General features: G+C 61.1%; 12 protein-coding genes. All 12 read right to left on the bottom strand.

Going from position 1 to position 15,345, the window contains the following annotated elements; translation table 11 throughout:
• Positions 1 to 64 precede the first annotated feature (64 nt).
• Entirely contained in the window at positions 65 to 889 is an 825-nt protein-coding gene (locus J4D25_RS20325; protein WP_057713376.1) for an SDR family oxidoreductase, read from the bottom strand.
• Positions 890 to 922: 33 nt separating this feature from the next.
• A complete protein-coding gene (locus J4D25_RS20320) occupies positions 923 to 1,387 on the bottom strand; it encodes a hypothetical protein (RefSeq protein WP_057713377.1) in 465 nt (154 codons plus the stop codon).
• Between the two features lie 287 nt (positions 1,388 to 1,674).
• Positions 1,675 to 3,126, bottom strand: a complete 1,452-nt coding sequence (locus J4D25_RS20315) for a mannose-1-phosphate guanylyltransferase/mannose-6-phosphate isomerase (protein WP_057713378.1) — start codon at positions 3,124 to 3,126, stop codon at positions 1,675 to 1,677.
• A gap of 187 nt (positions 3,127 to 3,313) precedes the next feature.
• Positions 3,314 to 3,970 (bottom strand): alginate O-acetyltransferase AlgF, encoded by a 657-nt coding sequence (locus J4D25_RS20310; RefSeq protein WP_057713379.1) that lies wholly within the window; start codon positions 3,968 to 3,970, stop codon positions 3,314 to 3,316.
• 14 nt (positions 3,971 to 3,984) lie between these two features.
• On the bottom strand, positions 3,985 to 5,160 hold the full coding sequence (locus J4D25_RS20305) for an alginate O-acetyltransferase (protein ID WP_057713380.1): 1,176 nt from the start codon (positions 5,158 to 5,160) through the stop codon (positions 3,985 to 3,987).
• 11 nt (positions 5,161 to 5,171) lie between these two features.
• On the bottom strand, positions 5,172 to 6,737 hold the full coding sequence (locus J4D25_RS20300) for an MBOAT family protein (protein ID WP_057713381.1): 1,566 nt from the start codon (positions 6,735 to 6,737) through the stop codon (positions 5,172 to 5,174).
• Positions 6,738 to 6,950: 213 nt separating this feature from the next.
• Positions 6,951 to 8,075 carry a mannuronate-specific alginate lyase gene (locus J4D25_RS20295; protein WP_057713382.1) on the bottom strand — a complete coding sequence of 375 codons (1,125 nt, stop codon included), beginning with the start codon at positions 8,073 to 8,075 and terminating at the stop codon, positions 6,951 to 6,953.
• Positions 8,076 to 8,083: 8 nt separating this feature from the next.
• Entirely contained in the window at positions 8,084 to 9,532 is a 1,449-nt protein-coding gene (locus J4D25_RS20290; protein WP_057713383.1) for an alginate O-acetyltransferase, read from the bottom strand.
• A gap of 10 nt (positions 9,533 to 9,542) precedes the next feature.
• Entirely contained in the window at positions 9,543 to 11,117 is a 1,575-nt protein-coding gene (algG, locus tag J4D25_RS20285) for a mannuronan 5-epimerase AlgG (RefSeq protein WP_057713384.1), read from the bottom strand.
• A gap of 26 nt (positions 11,118 to 11,143) precedes the next feature.
• Positions 11,144 to 12,628: an alginate export family protein gene (locus J4D25_RS20280; protein WP_057713385.1), complete on the bottom strand. Its 1,485-nt coding sequence runs from the start codon at positions 12,626 to 12,628 to the stop codon at positions 11,144 to 11,146.
• Complete coding sequence (gene algK, locus J4D25_RS20275; RefSeq protein WP_079246711.1) at positions 12,625 to 14,127, bottom strand: alginate biosynthesis TPR repeat lipoprotein AlgK; 1,503 nt, start codon at positions 14,125 to 14,127, stop codon at positions 12,625 to 12,627. Before algK ends, J4D25_RS20280 begins: the two co-directional genes overlap by 4 nt.
• A gap of 15 nt (positions 14,128 to 14,142) precedes the next feature.
• On the bottom strand, positions 14,143 to 15,312 hold the full coding sequence (locus tag J4D25_RS20270) for an alginate biosynthesis protein Alg44 (protein ID WP_057713387.1): 1,170 nt from the start codon (positions 15,310 to 15,312) through the stop codon (positions 14,143 to 14,145).
• Positions 15,313 to 15,345: the final 33 nt, after the last annotated feature.

The raw sequence follows: 15,345 nt of genomic DNA, 5'->3' as shown, positions 1-15,345 counted from the left end.
AGATGGCATTCATACCCACAATCCCTGTGGGAGCGAGCTTGCTCGCGATAGGGGCACCGTGGTCTCAGAGCTGCCCACGCAGCCCGAACCGCTTCATCAGCCCGGACTCGAGCCAACCCTTGGGCAGCAAACCCGCCAGCAGCGGCAACGCGCGGCTGCCATTGCCCAAGCGAATCAGTCGCGGTGGCTTGTCCTGCTGCACAGCCTTGAGCAAACCGACGGCAAATTCACTGGCCGGGGTCGGGTTGTCCTGAGAGGCTTTGGCCCGGGCACGTATGCCTTCGCGCAGCGGAAACCATGGCGACTGTTCGCTGATCAGTTGCTCGGCTTCGTGCCCGGCATTCCTGGCGAAACTGGAAGCGATGGCTCCCGGCTGGACTTCCATGACCCGCACACCGAACGGCGCCAGTTCCATGCGCAAGGCATCGCTCAAGGCATGCACGGCGGCTTTCGAGGCACAGTAGGCCCCGGCGAATGGCGTGACCAACACACCCGAAACGCTGCCGATATTCACGACCAATCCTTTGGTCCGGCGCAGCACGGGAAACATCGCGCGAGTGACGCCGACGATGGCGAACACATTGGTTTCGAACTGGCGCTGCATGGCTGGTACGCCACCATCGAGCAGCGGTCCCATGGCGCCATAACCTGCGTTGTTGATCAGCACGTCGAGACCACCGCGCTCCTGGTTGATGCGCTCGCTCAACTGCTCAAGGGCAACACCGTCGTTTACGTCAAGTTGCACGGCGGTAAAACCGGCAGCGCTCAGCATGGCAACATCTTCGGTCTTGCGCGCACTGGCCCAGACTTCATAGCCGGCGACTTTGAATGCGTCGGCAAGGGCGCGGCCAATGCCGCTGGAGCAACCGGTAATCAACGCAACGGGCATGGCGCATTCCTTGTGCAAAAGAGGGGGGAGGGATCAGTCGGAAAAACTACCCTGCAATCGCTCGGCGCGAAACTCCAGGGTTTCCGGACGGTAGCCAGGGCGCAGTGGCGGCAGCGGCAAACAGTCTTCCCAGTTGCCACCGGCCTGCAGTTCACCAGGGCCACGATAGCGCGGGGCGGTGTATTGATTGTCGGCCAGGTTCACCGTATCGCCCGGTGCATAAGCCGCGACCCGCCAGCGCAACTCAGTGAGCGGCACGTCATTGCCGTTGTTCAGGGTCAATTGCAATGGGCGGTCGGCGGGACACTGCTGCGGAGCGTAACTGATGCGCAACTCCAGGCGTTGCAGTTGCTTGAGTTCGTGGTGGTCCATCCAGATGACCCAGGTGGCGACGATGCCCAGCCCCACGGCGGCAGCCACGGATACGGGCAAGGCCTTGGCCGGATAGCGCAGCAACAGGATCAGCCAGGTGATGACCAGCAGGACGCCGATGAACATGACGTGAAATCTCGGGAATAGAGAGGGTCATCCTACCTAAGCGCAGGTGGGGTTGGCGATGGGCGATCGGTGGTGTGCCGACTGGCCCCATCGCGAGCAAGCTCGCTCCAACAGTGTACCGAGCCGAGCACAAAATATGTGATCAACCCAACACCCTGTGGGAGCGAGCTTGCTCGCGATGGGGCCAGGCAAGGCACTACAAAAACTCAGTACAAAAAAGCCCCCGCCCAGCCTGCTGCGGATAGGGAACGCAGCAGGCTGGACGGGGGCTTCTGTTTTACTGAACGTTACTGCGCGATGGTTTTCACCGACACGCCACGCTCGACCGGCGTCGAGCGCCCGTAGATATCTTCAAACCGCTCGATATCGTCTTCGCCCAGGTAGCTGCCCGATTGAACTTCGATGATCTCCAACGGAATCTTGCCCGGGTTGCGCAAACGGTGAACCGAAGCGATCGGAATGTAGGTCGACTGGTTCTCGGTCAGCAGGAACACGTTCTCGTCACAGGTCACCTCGGCGGTGCCGCTGACCACGATCCAGTGCTCGGCGCGGTGGTGGTGCATCTGCAGGGACAGGCAAGCCCCCGGTTTGACCGAGATGTGCTTGACCTGGAAACGGCCGCCCATGTCCACCGAGTCGTAGGAGCCCCACGGACGGTAGACCTCGCAGTGGTTCTGGGTTTCGCTGCGGCCTTGTTCGTTGAGGGTGTTGACCATCTGCTTCACGCCTTGGACCTTGTCCTTGTGGGCGATCATCATGGCGTCCTTGGTTTCGACCACGACGATGTTTTCCAGGCCGATCACCGACACCAGCTTGCCGTTGCCGTGGATCATGCAGTTTTTGCTGTCCTGGATCACCACGTCGCCTTTGGTGACGTTGCCGTTGGCGTCTTTTGCATTGACTTCCCACAGCGACGACCAGCAGCCGACATCGCTCCAGCCCGCGGTCAGCGGCACGACGCAGGCGCGTTGGGTTTTTTCCATCACCGAGTAGTCGATGGAATTGTCTGGGCAGCACGCGAAGGTGGCTTCGTCGAAGGTGATGGTGTCGGCATCCTGGTGGCTGCGCTCCAGGGTCAGCACGCAGGTGTCATAGATGTCCGGATCGTGCTTCTTCAGCTCTTCAAGGAAGCGGCTGGCGCGGAACAGGAACATGCCGCTGTTCCAGAAATAACCACCGGACTGGACGAACTCGGTGGCGCGCTTCACGTCGGGCTTTTCGACGAAGTGCGAGACGCGGCTGACGCCTTCAGGCAGCAGCGAGTCGTTGGTCGACTTGATGTAGCCATAACCGGTTTCCGGCTTGGTGGCCGGCACGCCGAACAGCACCATTTCACCGTTTTCTGCGGCGACGGTGGCCAGGGCCAGGGCGCGTTGCAGGGCTTTCTGGTCTTCCAGCACGTGGTCCGCCGGCAACACCAGCATCAGCTCGTCGCGACCTTCATTGACCAGCATCAACGCGGTCAGGGCCACGGCCGGCGCGGTGTTGCGACCGAACGGTTCCATCAGGATGCGCTGGGTTTCCAGCTTGCGCGCGGCCAACTGCTCGTTGACGATGAAGCGGTGGTCCTTGTTGCAGACCACGATTGGCGAATCCATGCCTTCGAACACCAGGCGTTCCAGGGTTTGCTGGAACAGGGTGTGTTCGCCGGTCAGGGCCAGGAACTGCTTGGGGAATTGCTTACGGGAAAGCGGCCAAAGACGTGAGCCACTACCACCTGACAAGATCACCGGAATCATGTTTTTACTCCTTGAAAATCGATTGGTTAGAGCTACTGCGTTCTGTCGTTTCACTCTTGTTTTTGTTCCGTGTCCGGATTGACGCCTCGGTCCTTGTGGGAGCTGGCTTGCCTGCGATGGCGGTCTCAAGGGCCTCATCGCGGGCAAGCCCGCTCCCACAGGGATTGGGTCAAGCCAGACGAATGTATTAGCGCGTCGACACCGGGCGTTTCACCCAGACCGGCGACAGGCTGCTGCCGCTGCCGGTGACGTACAGCACCGCGGCTTCACCGCGTTCCAGGGCGACCGGTTTCACGTCGCCGACTTTGGTGGTGCCGTCGTACAAGGCCAGGCTGACCTTGACCGGGTTGATTTCACGCTCGCCGCGACCCTTGGGCGCAACGTTCGGGACCACGTCGGTCTTACCGTCGGCGGTCTTCAGGGTCAGCGCCTTGTCACTGAGGTTTTGCACGCGTACCAGGGACTTCTGCTTGTTCTTGAACGGCGGCTCTTCGATCAGTTGCGGGGCGCCGCTGGCGTTGTTGACCAGGGTGTAATAGTGGTCGCCGGCCAGTTTCACCGGCAGGGTCTGGCTGCCAACCTTGGCGCTGTAGTCGCCGCCCGGCATGAAGCTGAAGTCAGTGCTGGACAGTGGCGCGACGTCGCTCAGGTTGGTGCTGCCGACGGTGGCGCTGACTTCGGCGTTGCCGGCGTTGTAGATACGCACGAAGGTCGAGCCTTTCGGTGCGGTCGGGCCGTACAGGGCGGCGTCGCCTGCGGCGAAAGCCTGTACCGACAGCACGCTGAGGCCGGCAACCAGGGCAAAGCTTTTAGCGAGACGACGAGGAGTTGTAGTGAAAGTCATGGTGTACCTCTCTTTCAGTTTTGCGCCCGGTCGGGCGTCTCGGATTTAGTGTTTGCAGCTACGTTTTGTTGGCGGGCGCCGGCTTGTTTAAGCTCTGCGACCCACTGCGGGTCGGCGTCGCCGATTTCGTTGTTCACGGGCAGATATCGTTCAGGGAACTCCCAGATCAGCACCTGTGGCGGGCTGTTCTTGAAGGCGTCGCTCTTGAGGTAGCTGAGCATCGGCAGAATCGGGCCGTGGCCGTCTTCGGCGTAATTGACCACGTCGCTGTTCAGCGCTTGCTTGAGCGCACCGACGAAGTTCCAGTTGGGGTTGGCGCTGTAGCTGGTGCCGATCAGGGCCACCGGCACTTCGGTGTTGGCGAACAGCGCGTCGTCACCGGCGGATTGATCTTCAGCCACGACCGTATTGCGCTTCTGCAATTGCTCCTGTTTAGGCATCAGGTTTTCGAACAGCGGGTCCAGTGGCAGGAACAGACGCAGGTCGCCCTTGTGCGTAATGGTTTCGGCAGGTTCAGTGACGAAACGCTGGGGCTCGCCGCTTAGCGGGTACTTGTCGGCAATGGTCCTGGCCAGACGGTTGGCGGCGATCTCGGCACCTTGCGGCGTCCAGTGGGTGTCGGTGCGCAGGAACACTTGCTGGCCATTCTGCTTGGCCTGTTGCAGCGGGCCGAGCAGGTCAGGGGCCGGAATACGGTCGGCGGCCAGGCGCTGGTGGAAGTCCTTGTAGAGGTTGGCGTGGATGCTCGCCGGTTTCACTTCACCGAGGTGTTCCGGGTACAGGCGCACCTTGGCCGGCACCACCGCCATCACCAGTTGCACGCCTTTTTCCTTCAAGGTCTGGCGTACGCCTTCGACCAGCGCGTAGTTGCCTTGCAGGTTCAGCTCTTCGTTGACTACCGGGTGGAATTCTTCATCGCTGTACAACCACTGGTCGCGACCGAGCACCACGCCCGGACGACCTTCGTTGAACAGTTTGAAATCCAGCGCGGCCCAGAGGTTGGTGCCCAGGCGTTTGATCGGGAACTCGTCGTCGTAGTGCGTTTCCACGGCTTTGCTCCAGCGGCCGTTGAGCACAGTCGCATCGGCGTTGGTGCTGAAGCCGAAGAAGCTGCGCACCGACCACAGACCGAGCACCAGCAAGGTCACCAGGAACAGCGCGATGTAGAAGATGCGTAATGAGCGGGTCATGGTCAGATCCCTCAGAACTGGAAGTAAAGGAACGGCGAGAAGCTCTGCGCCGAGAGTTTGAGAATCGAGGCAATGAACAGCAGCAGCACCAGCGCACGCATCACGTAACGCGACCAGTCAGCGGTCCAGTAGGCCGGTTGCACCTGGGCTTCGACGCCGACGGTGTAGCCTGGCTGGTGGATGCTCGCCGGGTTATCCCCAGGCACGGCCTTGATCGTTCCCGGTGTCGCAGCGGCCGGGCCGTCGGTGTCGACGCTCACGGCAGGCTTGGTCTTGACCGGAGGCTGGTTGGTGTAGAAGTCGCGCAGGCCGAAGAACGCCAGGGTCACGTAGGCCACGATCAGGGTCGCCACTTGCAGACCGGTGAGGCTGGCCTGGTTGAGTTCCGACAGCGACCAGTCGCCGAAGCTGAACATCGCGCCGTACATGCGCCCGGCGACGTGCAGGTTTTCCGCGCGGAAGATCACCCAGCCCATCACCACCAGCAGGAAGGTCAGTGCCCAGCGGATCGGGTTGAAACTGCGTGGCGAGGTGTTCAGGCCGATGGCTTTTTCAATCGCCAGCCACATGCCGTGCCACGCACCCCAGACGATGTAGGTGATGTTCGCGCCGTGCCACAGACCACCAAGCAGCATGGTCAGGAACAGGTTGCGATAGGTCATCAGCGTGCCTTTGCGGTTACCGCCGAGGGTGATGTACAGGTAGTCACGCAGCCAGGTCGACAGGCTGATGTGCCAGCGCCGCCAGAACTCGGTGATCGACTGGCTGATGTACGGCTGCTTGAAGTTTTCCATGAAGCGGAAACCCATCATCAAGCCCAGGCCGATGGCCATGTCGCTGTAACCGGAGAAGTCGAAATACAACTGCGCGGTATACGCCAGGGCGCCGAGCCAGGCATCGCCCGTGCTCGGGTTTTGCAGGGCAAAGCAGTGGTCGGCCACCACCGCCAGGGTGTCGGCGATGAAGACTTTCTTGATGAAACCCTGCATGAACCGCGTGCAGCCCTCGGAGAACTTGTCGAGGGTGTGGGTGCGGTTGTTGAACTGGTCGGCCAGGTCACGGAAACGCAACACGGGGCCCGCGATCAAGTGCGGGAAGATCGCCACGAACGCTGCGAAGTCGATCAGGTTGCGGGTCGCCGGGGTGTCGCCACGGTAGACGTCGATGATGTAGCTGATGGACTCGAAGACGTAGAACGAGATCCCGATCGGCAGCAGCACGTGGGTCAGGATGAAGGGTTCCAGGCCCACCGACGTCATCATTGCGTTGATGCTGTCGACGCCGAAGTTGGCGTACTTGAAGTAGCCGAGGATGCACAGGTCGACAGCCACGCCGAGCAGCAGCCAGCGCTGCGCCGGTTTGGTCCTGACCCCGGCGGCACCGACTTTCAGGCCGATCCAGTAGTTCCACAGCGTAACGCCGGCGAACAGCGCGAGGAAGTCCACACGCCACCAGGCGTAGAACACGTAACTGGCAATCAGCAGCAGCAAATTGCGATAGCGTTGCCCGCTCAGATAGTACAAGCCGAGGAAGATCGGCAAGAATAAAAACAGGAACACGTTGGACGAAAAAACCATCCCGATCTCTCCTTGTTTGAACCAACAGTCAAGGGCCAACGGCCCCCCCAAACCCCCCACGGAAATCCGGGGGGCTAACTCACAAAACTCACTTTCGACACCGACCCTGTGGGAGCGAGCTTGCTCGCGATGAGGGAGTGTCAGTCGACATCGATGTTGAATGTCAGACCGCTATCGCGAGCAAGCTCGCTCCCACAGGTTTTGTGTCTGTCTTCAAGAACCCTTGCTGCCCTTTTCATTGGCCGGGTCGTAGACCTTGGTCAGGTCACCGCCGAGGCGGAAGGTCTTGAACGGTTGCATCTTGTGCTTCTTCGCCAGCACCTCGGGCGAGCAGGTGTAGAGCGAGCAGAACGGTTCGAGCCAGGCGAATTTCGAGTCGACCTTCAAGTCGGTCATGTCCTGTTCCTTGCCGTTCTTTTCCTCGAACTCATCCGGGTCATTCACCCCGGCGAGCACGCGATCACCCAGGCGTTTCAATGCGCCGTTGTTTTCCTGACGCAAATCCACACCGTTGACCTGGGCGAAACTGGCGATCATCGCCAGCGGCGGCAGGGCGTAGTTGTGGTAGGCCAGGGCCCGTTGCTGACGCTTGAGTTCGTTGGGCAGGTAGCCGTCGGCGTCGACCTGGTTGGCGCCGACCTTGTATTCCTTCACTGCCCAGTCGAACAGGTCGCGACGGTTGGTGGCGACGGACGTGGCCATCACCGACCAGGCGGCCCAGTACGAGTGGTTGTTGGTCTGGTCGAGCGGCAGGTTGTCCCAGTCGCTGACCACCTGGTCGGCCATCTTGCTGAACCAGGCTTCGATCAGCTGCGACTCTTGCTGATGGTTGGCCAGCGGACGGGAGTCGGAGAATTTCAGGCGAATGTACGACGATGCCATGCTGCCCAACGCCCATTTGCGCATGGACTTGCCGGTGTGGTTGAAGTCCTTGGACATCAGCGCATCGGCCTTGGCCCAGGCGGTCAACCAGGTCAGCGTGCACTCCAGTTGTTCCGGGCGGCCGTCACGCATGAACTGCATCACGCGCTTACTGATGCCTCGCTCGATCTTGGTGATGTCGGCGGTGCTTTCGCGGAAGGCTTTTTCCGACTGCTCGTTCAGGGTCGCGCGGGCCTTGTCCGAACCTTCGTATTTGCTGCGAAATTGCAGCGAGCCGGTGTACGGCGTCGGCATCGCATCGCAGCCTTCGCTCTTGTCGCCGGTTTTGATTTTTTCAATCGGCGCGAAGTATCCCTGCGGCGGGCGCAGTGGCGCCGCAGCCTGCGCTGCACCGGCGAACATCGCCAGGCTTAACAGGGTGGGTGCCAACAATTTTGAAAGTATCGGATTTCGCATAGCAGACCTCATTGCCCGACCGAAGCAGTACGCTGTTCGGCGCTCGGGAATACGTTGCGTTTGCAGATTTTCGCTTCGACTTTCTGTGGCGTGGTGGCGTTTTCAGGCCCCTGGATTTCGACGGCCAGCAGATTCTGCGTGGCCCAGTCTTCGTCCGTGCGCAACTCGAAGGCGAAACGCCCGTCGGTATCGGAGGTTTCCGGTTTTTCGATCTTGATGTCCTCGTGGCGTCCGTTCATGTACCAGAGGGTGGCTTGCAGGGTTTTCACCGAGGTGTCGGCGAAGCGGATGTCGACCTGGTGACTGCCGTTTTGCAGGTTCAGGTTTTTGCTGTTGACCATCAGTTCATTCTTGCCCGGCTTCAGGGTGGTGCTGCCGGACATCTGCGCATCCTTGCCTTCGCAACCGTTGTCCAGCAGCGCCATCATCTGGCGGTAGATGGTTTCCTGGTCGAGGCGATACAGCGGCGAGAATTCCCAGATGAGAATCTTCGGCGGGTTCTTCTGGAACTCGTCGCTGCCCAGGTACTGCAGCATCGAACCTTCCAGGCCGCCGCCGGGGAACGCCACGTTGAGGATGTCGGCGCCGATGGCTTCTTCGAGGAAACCGGCGAAGTTGTAGTTCTTGCCGCTGTGGGAGGTACCGACCAGGGTGATTTCCGGATTGCCGGAATCGCCGAACAGATCGCCATCGCCCGCTTCGCCCTTCGGCTCGGTGGTGAACTGATCCATGTACTGGATCGCGTAGCTGGTGCCACAGAGTTGACCGGCCATGTTGTGCAATGTTCCGGTCTTGCCCATGCGACCCGACTTGTGGGTCTCGAATTCGCGCTTGGGAATGTCGGCGAACTCAGGCAATTGCTTGACCTTCTCGGCGACGATTTTCGCCGTGCGCTGGGCACCATACGGGGTCCAGTGCTGGTCGCCACGGAAGTAGAAATCGTGGGCGGGCAGGGTGTCGGGCAGTTGCTCGTTGGTCAGCGGCGACAGGTCCGGAACGACATAGCCCATCTGCGCAAAACGACCGAGCATGGACTTGTAGTTCCTCAGCGCCTTGTCGAAGTCGAAGCTGGCTTTCTCTGCCGGATTGAGCTTGTTGCGGTTCACCAGGCCACGGGTCGGCTGATAGACCACGACCAGTTCGACACCTTTGCTCTTGAACGCATCGTGCAGTTGTTTCATGCGTTTGTAACCGGCGGGTGTGGTGTCGAATTCGGTGCGCAAGTCTTCTTGCGTACGGAACAACCAGTCGCCCTGGGCCTGTACCAGCGTGGTGAAGTTCTGCTGATAACGGGTGGTGTAGTTCTTCGCGTCGTGGGCGGCCGGGCACAGGCTGCAGCACGGTTCTGCGGTGAAGCTAGGCGCTTTGACCTCATCGGCGCGAGCACCACCGCTGGCGGCGAGAATGCCGGCGGTCAAGGCCGACAGGCTGAGTAATTTGATCAAGTGTGGGTGCATAAGATTATCCTCAGTCCCGCATTTCGGTCTGGCGTTCGACGGGGTCGATCAGCACGGCTTTCTGCTGGCGCACCAGCAGGTCGAGAATTTCATCCTGGCGCTCGCCGAGAATCCCCGAAAAGCTGATGCCGCTGGATTTGGTCGGGGCGAGCATGGACACGCGATACAACTCGACACTCAGCGGCGAGTCGATGGACAGCGGCCCGCTACCATTGGCCGCCAACTCACCGCCGACCACGATCAGCGACACCTGGGCGTCGAACGGGTCGAGCTTGATGTCACGGTCGGTGTTGCTCAGGTCCTTGATGTGGCCATAGACGCCGGTCAGGCCGTTGGCCATGGCGACGTTTTCGTACAGGCGAATGTTCACGCTGTTACGAATGCGGATGCCGTGGCGACGGTTGCTGACGACTTTGTTGCCCCACAGCAGGTTGTCGGCACTCTCGTAGAGGGTGATGCCGTCGGTGTGGTTCTGGTAGATCTCGTTGTGGGCGATCAGGTTGTTCACGCTGTTACGGTCGATCACCAGGCCCGACAACTTGTTGTCGTAGCTGCGGTTGTTGAAGATGAAGCTGTCGTTGACCTCACGGGAAATAATGATCCCGTGCTTCTTCTTGGTCCCGTACACCGTGTTGTCGGCAATGATCAGACCGTGGGAACGGTCGTGGGGGTCGATGCCGTAGACGATGTTGTCTTTGTAGGTGTTGCCCTTGACCACGAAGTCGCGGGTTTCATAGCAGTAGAAGCCGTACCACATGTCCGAGAACTCGGATCCGACGATCCAGCCGGTCGGCTCAGGGCGCTTGAGCACCTTGGCCATGTTCGGCGTGTACTGGGAAATACTCACGCCGTAGGATTTACTGTTGGCGTAGCCGAAACTGGCGATCTTGCTGTTGGCGATGTAGGTTTCGGTGCCGCCCCAGGACAGCAGGAACGGACGGAATTCCTTGGGCGAATTGAACGTCGCCGGGCCGTTGTCCTTCTCGCGCCAGCCAGTGATTTTTGTGTCACGCACGAACAGCTGGCCGTCGTTGACCAGGAACGAGCCGGCCTCCTGGGACAGACGCAGTTCCTGGGTCTGCTTGTCGATTTCCAGGATGCCGTGGCGACCGACCACGATCGGCAACTTCGCCAGGAACACACCCGGCGAGGTTTCGCTGAAGTACTGCTTGGGGACCTTTTTCGCCAGGTCCTTGAGGTTCATGTAGCCGTCGTCGACGAAGATCGCCTGGGGGATGCCGTGCTGACGCACTACCCACTCGGCCATCTTGTTGTCGCCACCGATGAAGTCCTTCAGGGCGTCTTCCTGCATCATCCGGCGCAGGCTGATCTTGCCCGGTTTGCTGCGCACGATCTTCGCGGCGATGGCTTCGGCTGTGTAGCCGGAAACGTCCGGCAGTTTCGGCGTGGCCAGTTCCAGCGGCGCGGTCGGTGCGCTGCTGACGGTGTAGGTCTTGGCCTGTTGCAGTTCCTTGGCCGTGGTTGCCGGCTTCGCCGGCTCCACATTGGCGAAGCCAGTCGCACTGGCCAGCAGCATCGCGCCGGCCAGCAGGCTGATCGAGCCTTTTCGGGCTGGATGATTCATCTGGGAGACTCCCTTCGCAATGTGCATCAGAAGCGCCAGATCACGTCGATGAACGCGCGGTGCATGTACGAATCGACTTCCTTGCCGTACGCATCGCCTGGCTTGAACACGCCGCCACGCAAGCGCACCAGGGCCGAAGGCTCATCGATCGCCTGACTCATCGAAGCCGGCAACAGGCCTTGTTTGAAGTACTTAGTCACCACCAGGTCCATTTCCTGACCGAGGTCTTTCTCGCCATCGTTCAGCGGCAGGGACGTACTGGAGAGGATCGCGCCAGTCACGTCATCGGTATTGTTCTGCACAGCGTCGATGCCGTTGCTGCCGACCGGCTTGTTGCCGTCGACGCGCCAGAATTTGTGGTAGATCAGACTGGCGTCGTATTCGTCGTTGAGCATCCACGAACCGAACAGAGTGGCGCTCTGCATGTTGTTCATTTCGCCACGGAAGGCTTCGCCGAAACGGTGCACGCGCGAGCGGGTACCGGTGTAGTTCGAGCGGTTACTTTCCAGACCGTTCTGTTCATAGTCTTCGCTGGCGCGGGCGTAGGCCGCACCGACTTGCCATTGCGGATCGAGGCGCAGGCGAACACCCAGATCGGTGGCCCAGCCATCGACGTCGCCGCTGCGCTTGGCTTGTGCGGGAGCGGTGCCATCGGCGTTCAGCGGATTGACCGTGTCGCGGTCGCCGCTCATGCCGGTGATGCTGCCCCAGTAGTTGACTGTGTTGGTATTGCGCCAGTTGTAGGCGTCGCTGTCGGCGGTGAGGCCGAGCCAGCTGATGTCGCCGTTCTGTTTCTTGTCCAGCGAATCGCTCGGCACGCCCGGTTGTGCGTAGTCGAGTTTGCCGTCGTCGTGGGTGTGATGACCGCGGATGCCCACCCAGTTGCCCGGTGTCCACTGGTACGCCGCATCGGCGTAAGCGTGCAGGCGATCCTTGTCCTCTGGTGCGAGCTCCTTGAGGTCGGTGCGGTACTCGCTGAAGCGTTCGGCGATACCGACGTTGGCGCGCAGCAGGGTGGTGTCGAAGGTCCAGTTAAGGGCTTCGATGTTGGTGTCGCGCCATTGGCCGTCGTCATTGCGCAGGCGCTGGCGACCGAACTTCAGGATCTCGCCGGGGTAGGGCGTGAAGCCGCTGTAGCCGACCCAGAACTCACGCATCGCCAGGTAGTTTTTCTTGGTCTCGCGATCACCATTGTCGGTGTTCTCAGCGCCATCGGATTGTTGCAGGGTGTCGGTCTCGATGATGTCGGTGGACGTCACCGCCTGACCCATGGCGTAGGCGCTCCACGCGCCGCTTTCGCCGTAGACCCACGGACGCAGGTCGAGACCGACGCCGTTGACGTCGCCGCCGTCGGCGGTGCCGAGGTCACGGTCGTCTTCGGACTGGCCGGTGATTTTTACGTCCAGGCCGAAGTTCTTGGTTTCTTCAGTCATCGCAGCCAGCGTCGGGCAAGACCAGATCAGCGCGAATGTCAGGCCGATGCCGGCCTTCATGAATGGATTCAACTTCATTGGGATTCCTCGCCATCTTCTTCTTGCAGGGCATGCAGTTCCGGCGTGTTCGGGCTCAGGGCACCGCGCACGGCCTGTTCTTGTTTCAACAGGCGTTGGGCCTCGGCCAACCGGTCGGGCGGCAGTTGCGTTTGGATTGTTTGCGCAAGCTCGGTGGCTTGCGGAGTGTTCTGGGCCAGGGCCAGTTGGCTGAAGACATAGGCGTTCAGCGGATCCGGCTTGGTGCCCTTGCCTTGGGAAAACAGTTGGGCGATGGCGAAGTCGGCGCTGTTCTGGCCGTTGCGCGCAGCGGTCAACAGATGGTCGAGGGCCTTCTGCGGATAGACCTTGCCCAGGTAGCCACGGCGATAAATCTGGCCGAGGTAGTAATCGGCAGCGACTTCACGGCCGACGGCTTTCTGGAAATGCGCTTCGGCGACCTTGGCGTCGGCCGGCACCAGTTTGCCTTCGAAGTAGAGCTTGCCCAGCAACAGCTCGGCGCGGGGCTGGTCGGCGGCGCGGCCGTTGTCCAGGTACTTCATCATCTGGTCGACGTCGCCCAGTTCGGGGAAGTCGTAGAGCAGTTGCGCGAGGGAGACCCACGACGCCGGGTAGCCCGGTGCGATCGGCTCTAGCAGCGACTGCGCGGTTTTCTCGTCGGTCTTGCCCAGGGAGGCATCGGCGAGCACGCGGGCAACGCTGTCGACGCGCTGCGCGGAAACGGTGCCGTGTGCGTGCGCCGCTTGCATCTGCTTGATCAGCTCGGCCTGTTGCTCTGGCTTGGCCTGTTTCTGATAGACCGTGGCCAGTTCGACGTAGCAGATGTCGCTGGTGTTGAGCGCGGCCTTGCAGATTTTTTCCACGTCATCCAGATGCTGGTCGTAGGTGCCCTGGGTGCGATAGAGCAGCACCTGCGCCAGACCCGCTTCCGGCTTGCCTTCGGCGCGCCATTGGCTGATCTGCTGCTGGGCATTCACGTTGGGGAAGCTGTGCGGGTATTGCAGGTACAGCATCGCCAACGGGATCAGCGTATTGCCTTCGCCCGCTGCAGCGGCTTTTTTCAACAGGGTTTCGGCTTCGTGTTGTTCCGCTTCGGTGGAGCCGGGCTTGGCCACCAGCAGACGACCGAGGCGTGCCTGGGCGCGCGGCGAAACGCTGGCCGCGGCGCGGTAAGTCGCCTCGGCCTGTTTCATCTGCGTCGGGTCACGGCTGTCGACCTGGATATCGGCCAGGCCGACCTGGGCTTCGCTGTAGCCCAGGTCTGCCAGTTGCCGATAGTTCTGCGCGGCGGTGGCGGTATCGCCACGTTTGAGCGCTTCGTTGGCCAGGCGCTGGTCGGGCAGGCCGGCGCAGCCGCTGAGGCTGACCGCCAAGGCTAGCGAACAGAACGCAAATCCCATGTGGGAGCGAGCTTGCTCGCGATGCGGCTGGCTCGGTGCATCAGACAGACCGCGTCGATCCCATCGCGAGCAAGCTCGCTCCCACAGGGTCGGCGGCGTGTTGAGGGTTGGAGTAGTCACAGGCATGTCCTCGACTTAAAGACCGACAGCCATGGCTTTGTCGATCAGCCAGTTCAGGTTCGGGCCACGGTCGCTGTTCACTTCCACCGGGCGGCCGGCGAGGGAGCTGTCCAGGGTTTCGTCCGGCTGGATCAGCACGCGGATGTCCGAAGACAGGTCGGCGCTTTTCAGGCTGGTGCTGCTGACGATCTTGCCGGTGCGGCTCTTGTCCTCGCCGGCGATCTGGAAGCGCACCGAAGTACCCGGGCGCACGTCGCCGAACTGGCGATAGGAGAAGCGCGCTTCAACATTGGCTTCGCTGTTACGCGGCACCAGTTGGAAGATCACGTCGCCCTTGCTGGCGTACTGACCGTTGGCGACCATTTGCTGGGCCACGGTGCAGTCGCAAGGCGAGGTCAGGGTGCCGGTCATCTGCTTGCCGAACAGTTCTTCAACCTTGGCCGGTTGCAGTTGGTCTTCGTCCAGATGGCCCTTGAGCACGTCGAGCATGCTGGTACTGAAGGTCGCCAGCGGTGCGCCCTTGGCGGCCACGCCGTCGGCTTTCACCAGGCTCTGCACGGTGCCGTCGCGGGGCATGGTGATGTTCACGCCCGGCACGCTGACCAGACCGGCCTGGGCGTGGCTGACGAAGTACATGCCATACACCGATTTGAAGACAAAGCCGAATGCAGCCACGCCGACAACGAAGATCCCCAGGCTGAAGGTCACGGCTTTCAGGCGTCCGAACGCGGACATGCCGTGGCCGCCGTCCTTGACCTTGCGCGCCTTGGTGAAGTTGTCGCGCTGCAGGGTCGCCAGCATTTCACCCACGCTGACGATGTCGCCAGCCAGGTGCGAAGTGATCAGGTGGCGCAGGGTCGAGATGTCCCGTGGTTCCAGGTTCTGGAACTGGCAGCCGGCGCGTCCGGTCTCGCGATCGAAAGAGCGGACCTGCAACTCGACGTCCATGGCCAGGCCGAGGTTGTCGATGACGAATTGCAGGCGGGCCTTGTACACGTCACCCATCTTCAGCGGCAATTGACCGGCATTGAACGCCAGGCCACCGGCGGACAGGTCGATCACCCGGGCTTCGACCGGCGTCCGGTCAGGGCCGAAGAAACGCAACTTGGCCGGGATTTTCACTCGGGCGTGTTGGCGCTGGGCTTCGGATTCGTGCACTACGTTGGCGTTGACGGCGGTATTCATAAAGGCGATTTCCTGGTTAATTCAATAAGGGGG

This window comes from Pseudomonas sp. GW456-L13 (genome assembly GCF_017350115.1).
Taxonomy (GTDB): Bacteria; Pseudomonadota; Gammaproteobacteria; order Pseudomonadales; family Pseudomonadaceae; genus Aquipseudomonas; species Aquipseudomonas jessenii.
Note: the sequence above shows the minus strand (reverse complement) of the source record. Positions and strands in the feature narration are given on the sequence as shown.

What these genes read in the sequence shown, in the direction of transcription:
- J4D25_RS20325 (WP_057713376.1), bottom strand. Translation starts at nt 889, where the DNA reads ATGCCCGTTGCGTTGATTACCGGTTGCTCCAGCGGCATTGGCCGCGCC.
- J4D25_RS20320 (WP_057713377.1), bottom strand. Translation starts at nt 1,387, where the DNA reads ATGTTCATCGGCGTCCTGCTGGTCATCACCTGGCTGATCCTGTTGCTG.
- J4D25_RS20315 (WP_057713378.1), bottom strand. Translation starts at nt 3,126, where the DNA reads ATGATTCCGGTGATCTTGTCAGGTGGTAGTGGCTCACGTCTTTGGCCG.
- J4D25_RS20310 (WP_057713379.1), bottom strand. Translation starts at nt 3,970, where the DNA reads ATGACTTTCACTACAACTCCTCGTCGTCTCGCTAAAAGCTTTGCCCTG.
- J4D25_RS20305 (WP_057713380.1), bottom strand. Translation starts at nt 5,160, where the DNA reads ATGACCCGCTCATTACGCATCTTCTACATCGCGCTGTTCCTGGTGACC.
- J4D25_RS20300 (WP_057713381.1), bottom strand. Translation starts at nt 6,737, where the DNA reads ATGGTTTTTTCGTCCAACGTGTTCCTGTTTTTATTCTTGCCGATCTTC.
- J4D25_RS20295 (WP_057713382.1), bottom strand. Translation starts at nt 8,075, where the DNA reads ATGCGAAATCCGATACTTTCAAAATTGTTGGCACCCACCCTGTTAAGC.
- J4D25_RS20290 (WP_057713383.1), bottom strand. Translation starts at nt 9,532, where the DNA reads ATGCACCCACACTTGATCAAATTACTCAGCCTGTCGGCCTTGACCGCC.
- algG (WP_057713384.1), bottom strand. Translation starts at nt 11,117, where the DNA reads ATGAATCATCCAGCCCGAAAAGGCTCGATCAGCCTGCTGGCCGGCGCG.
- J4D25_RS20280 (WP_057713385.1), bottom strand. Translation starts at nt 12,628, where the DNA reads ATGAAGTTGAATCCATTCATGAAGGCCGGCATCGGCCTGACATTCGCG.
- J4D25_RS20270 (WP_057713387.1), bottom strand. Translation starts at nt 15,312, where the DNA reads ATGAATACCGCCGTCAACGCCAACGTAGTGCACGAATCCGAAGCCCAG.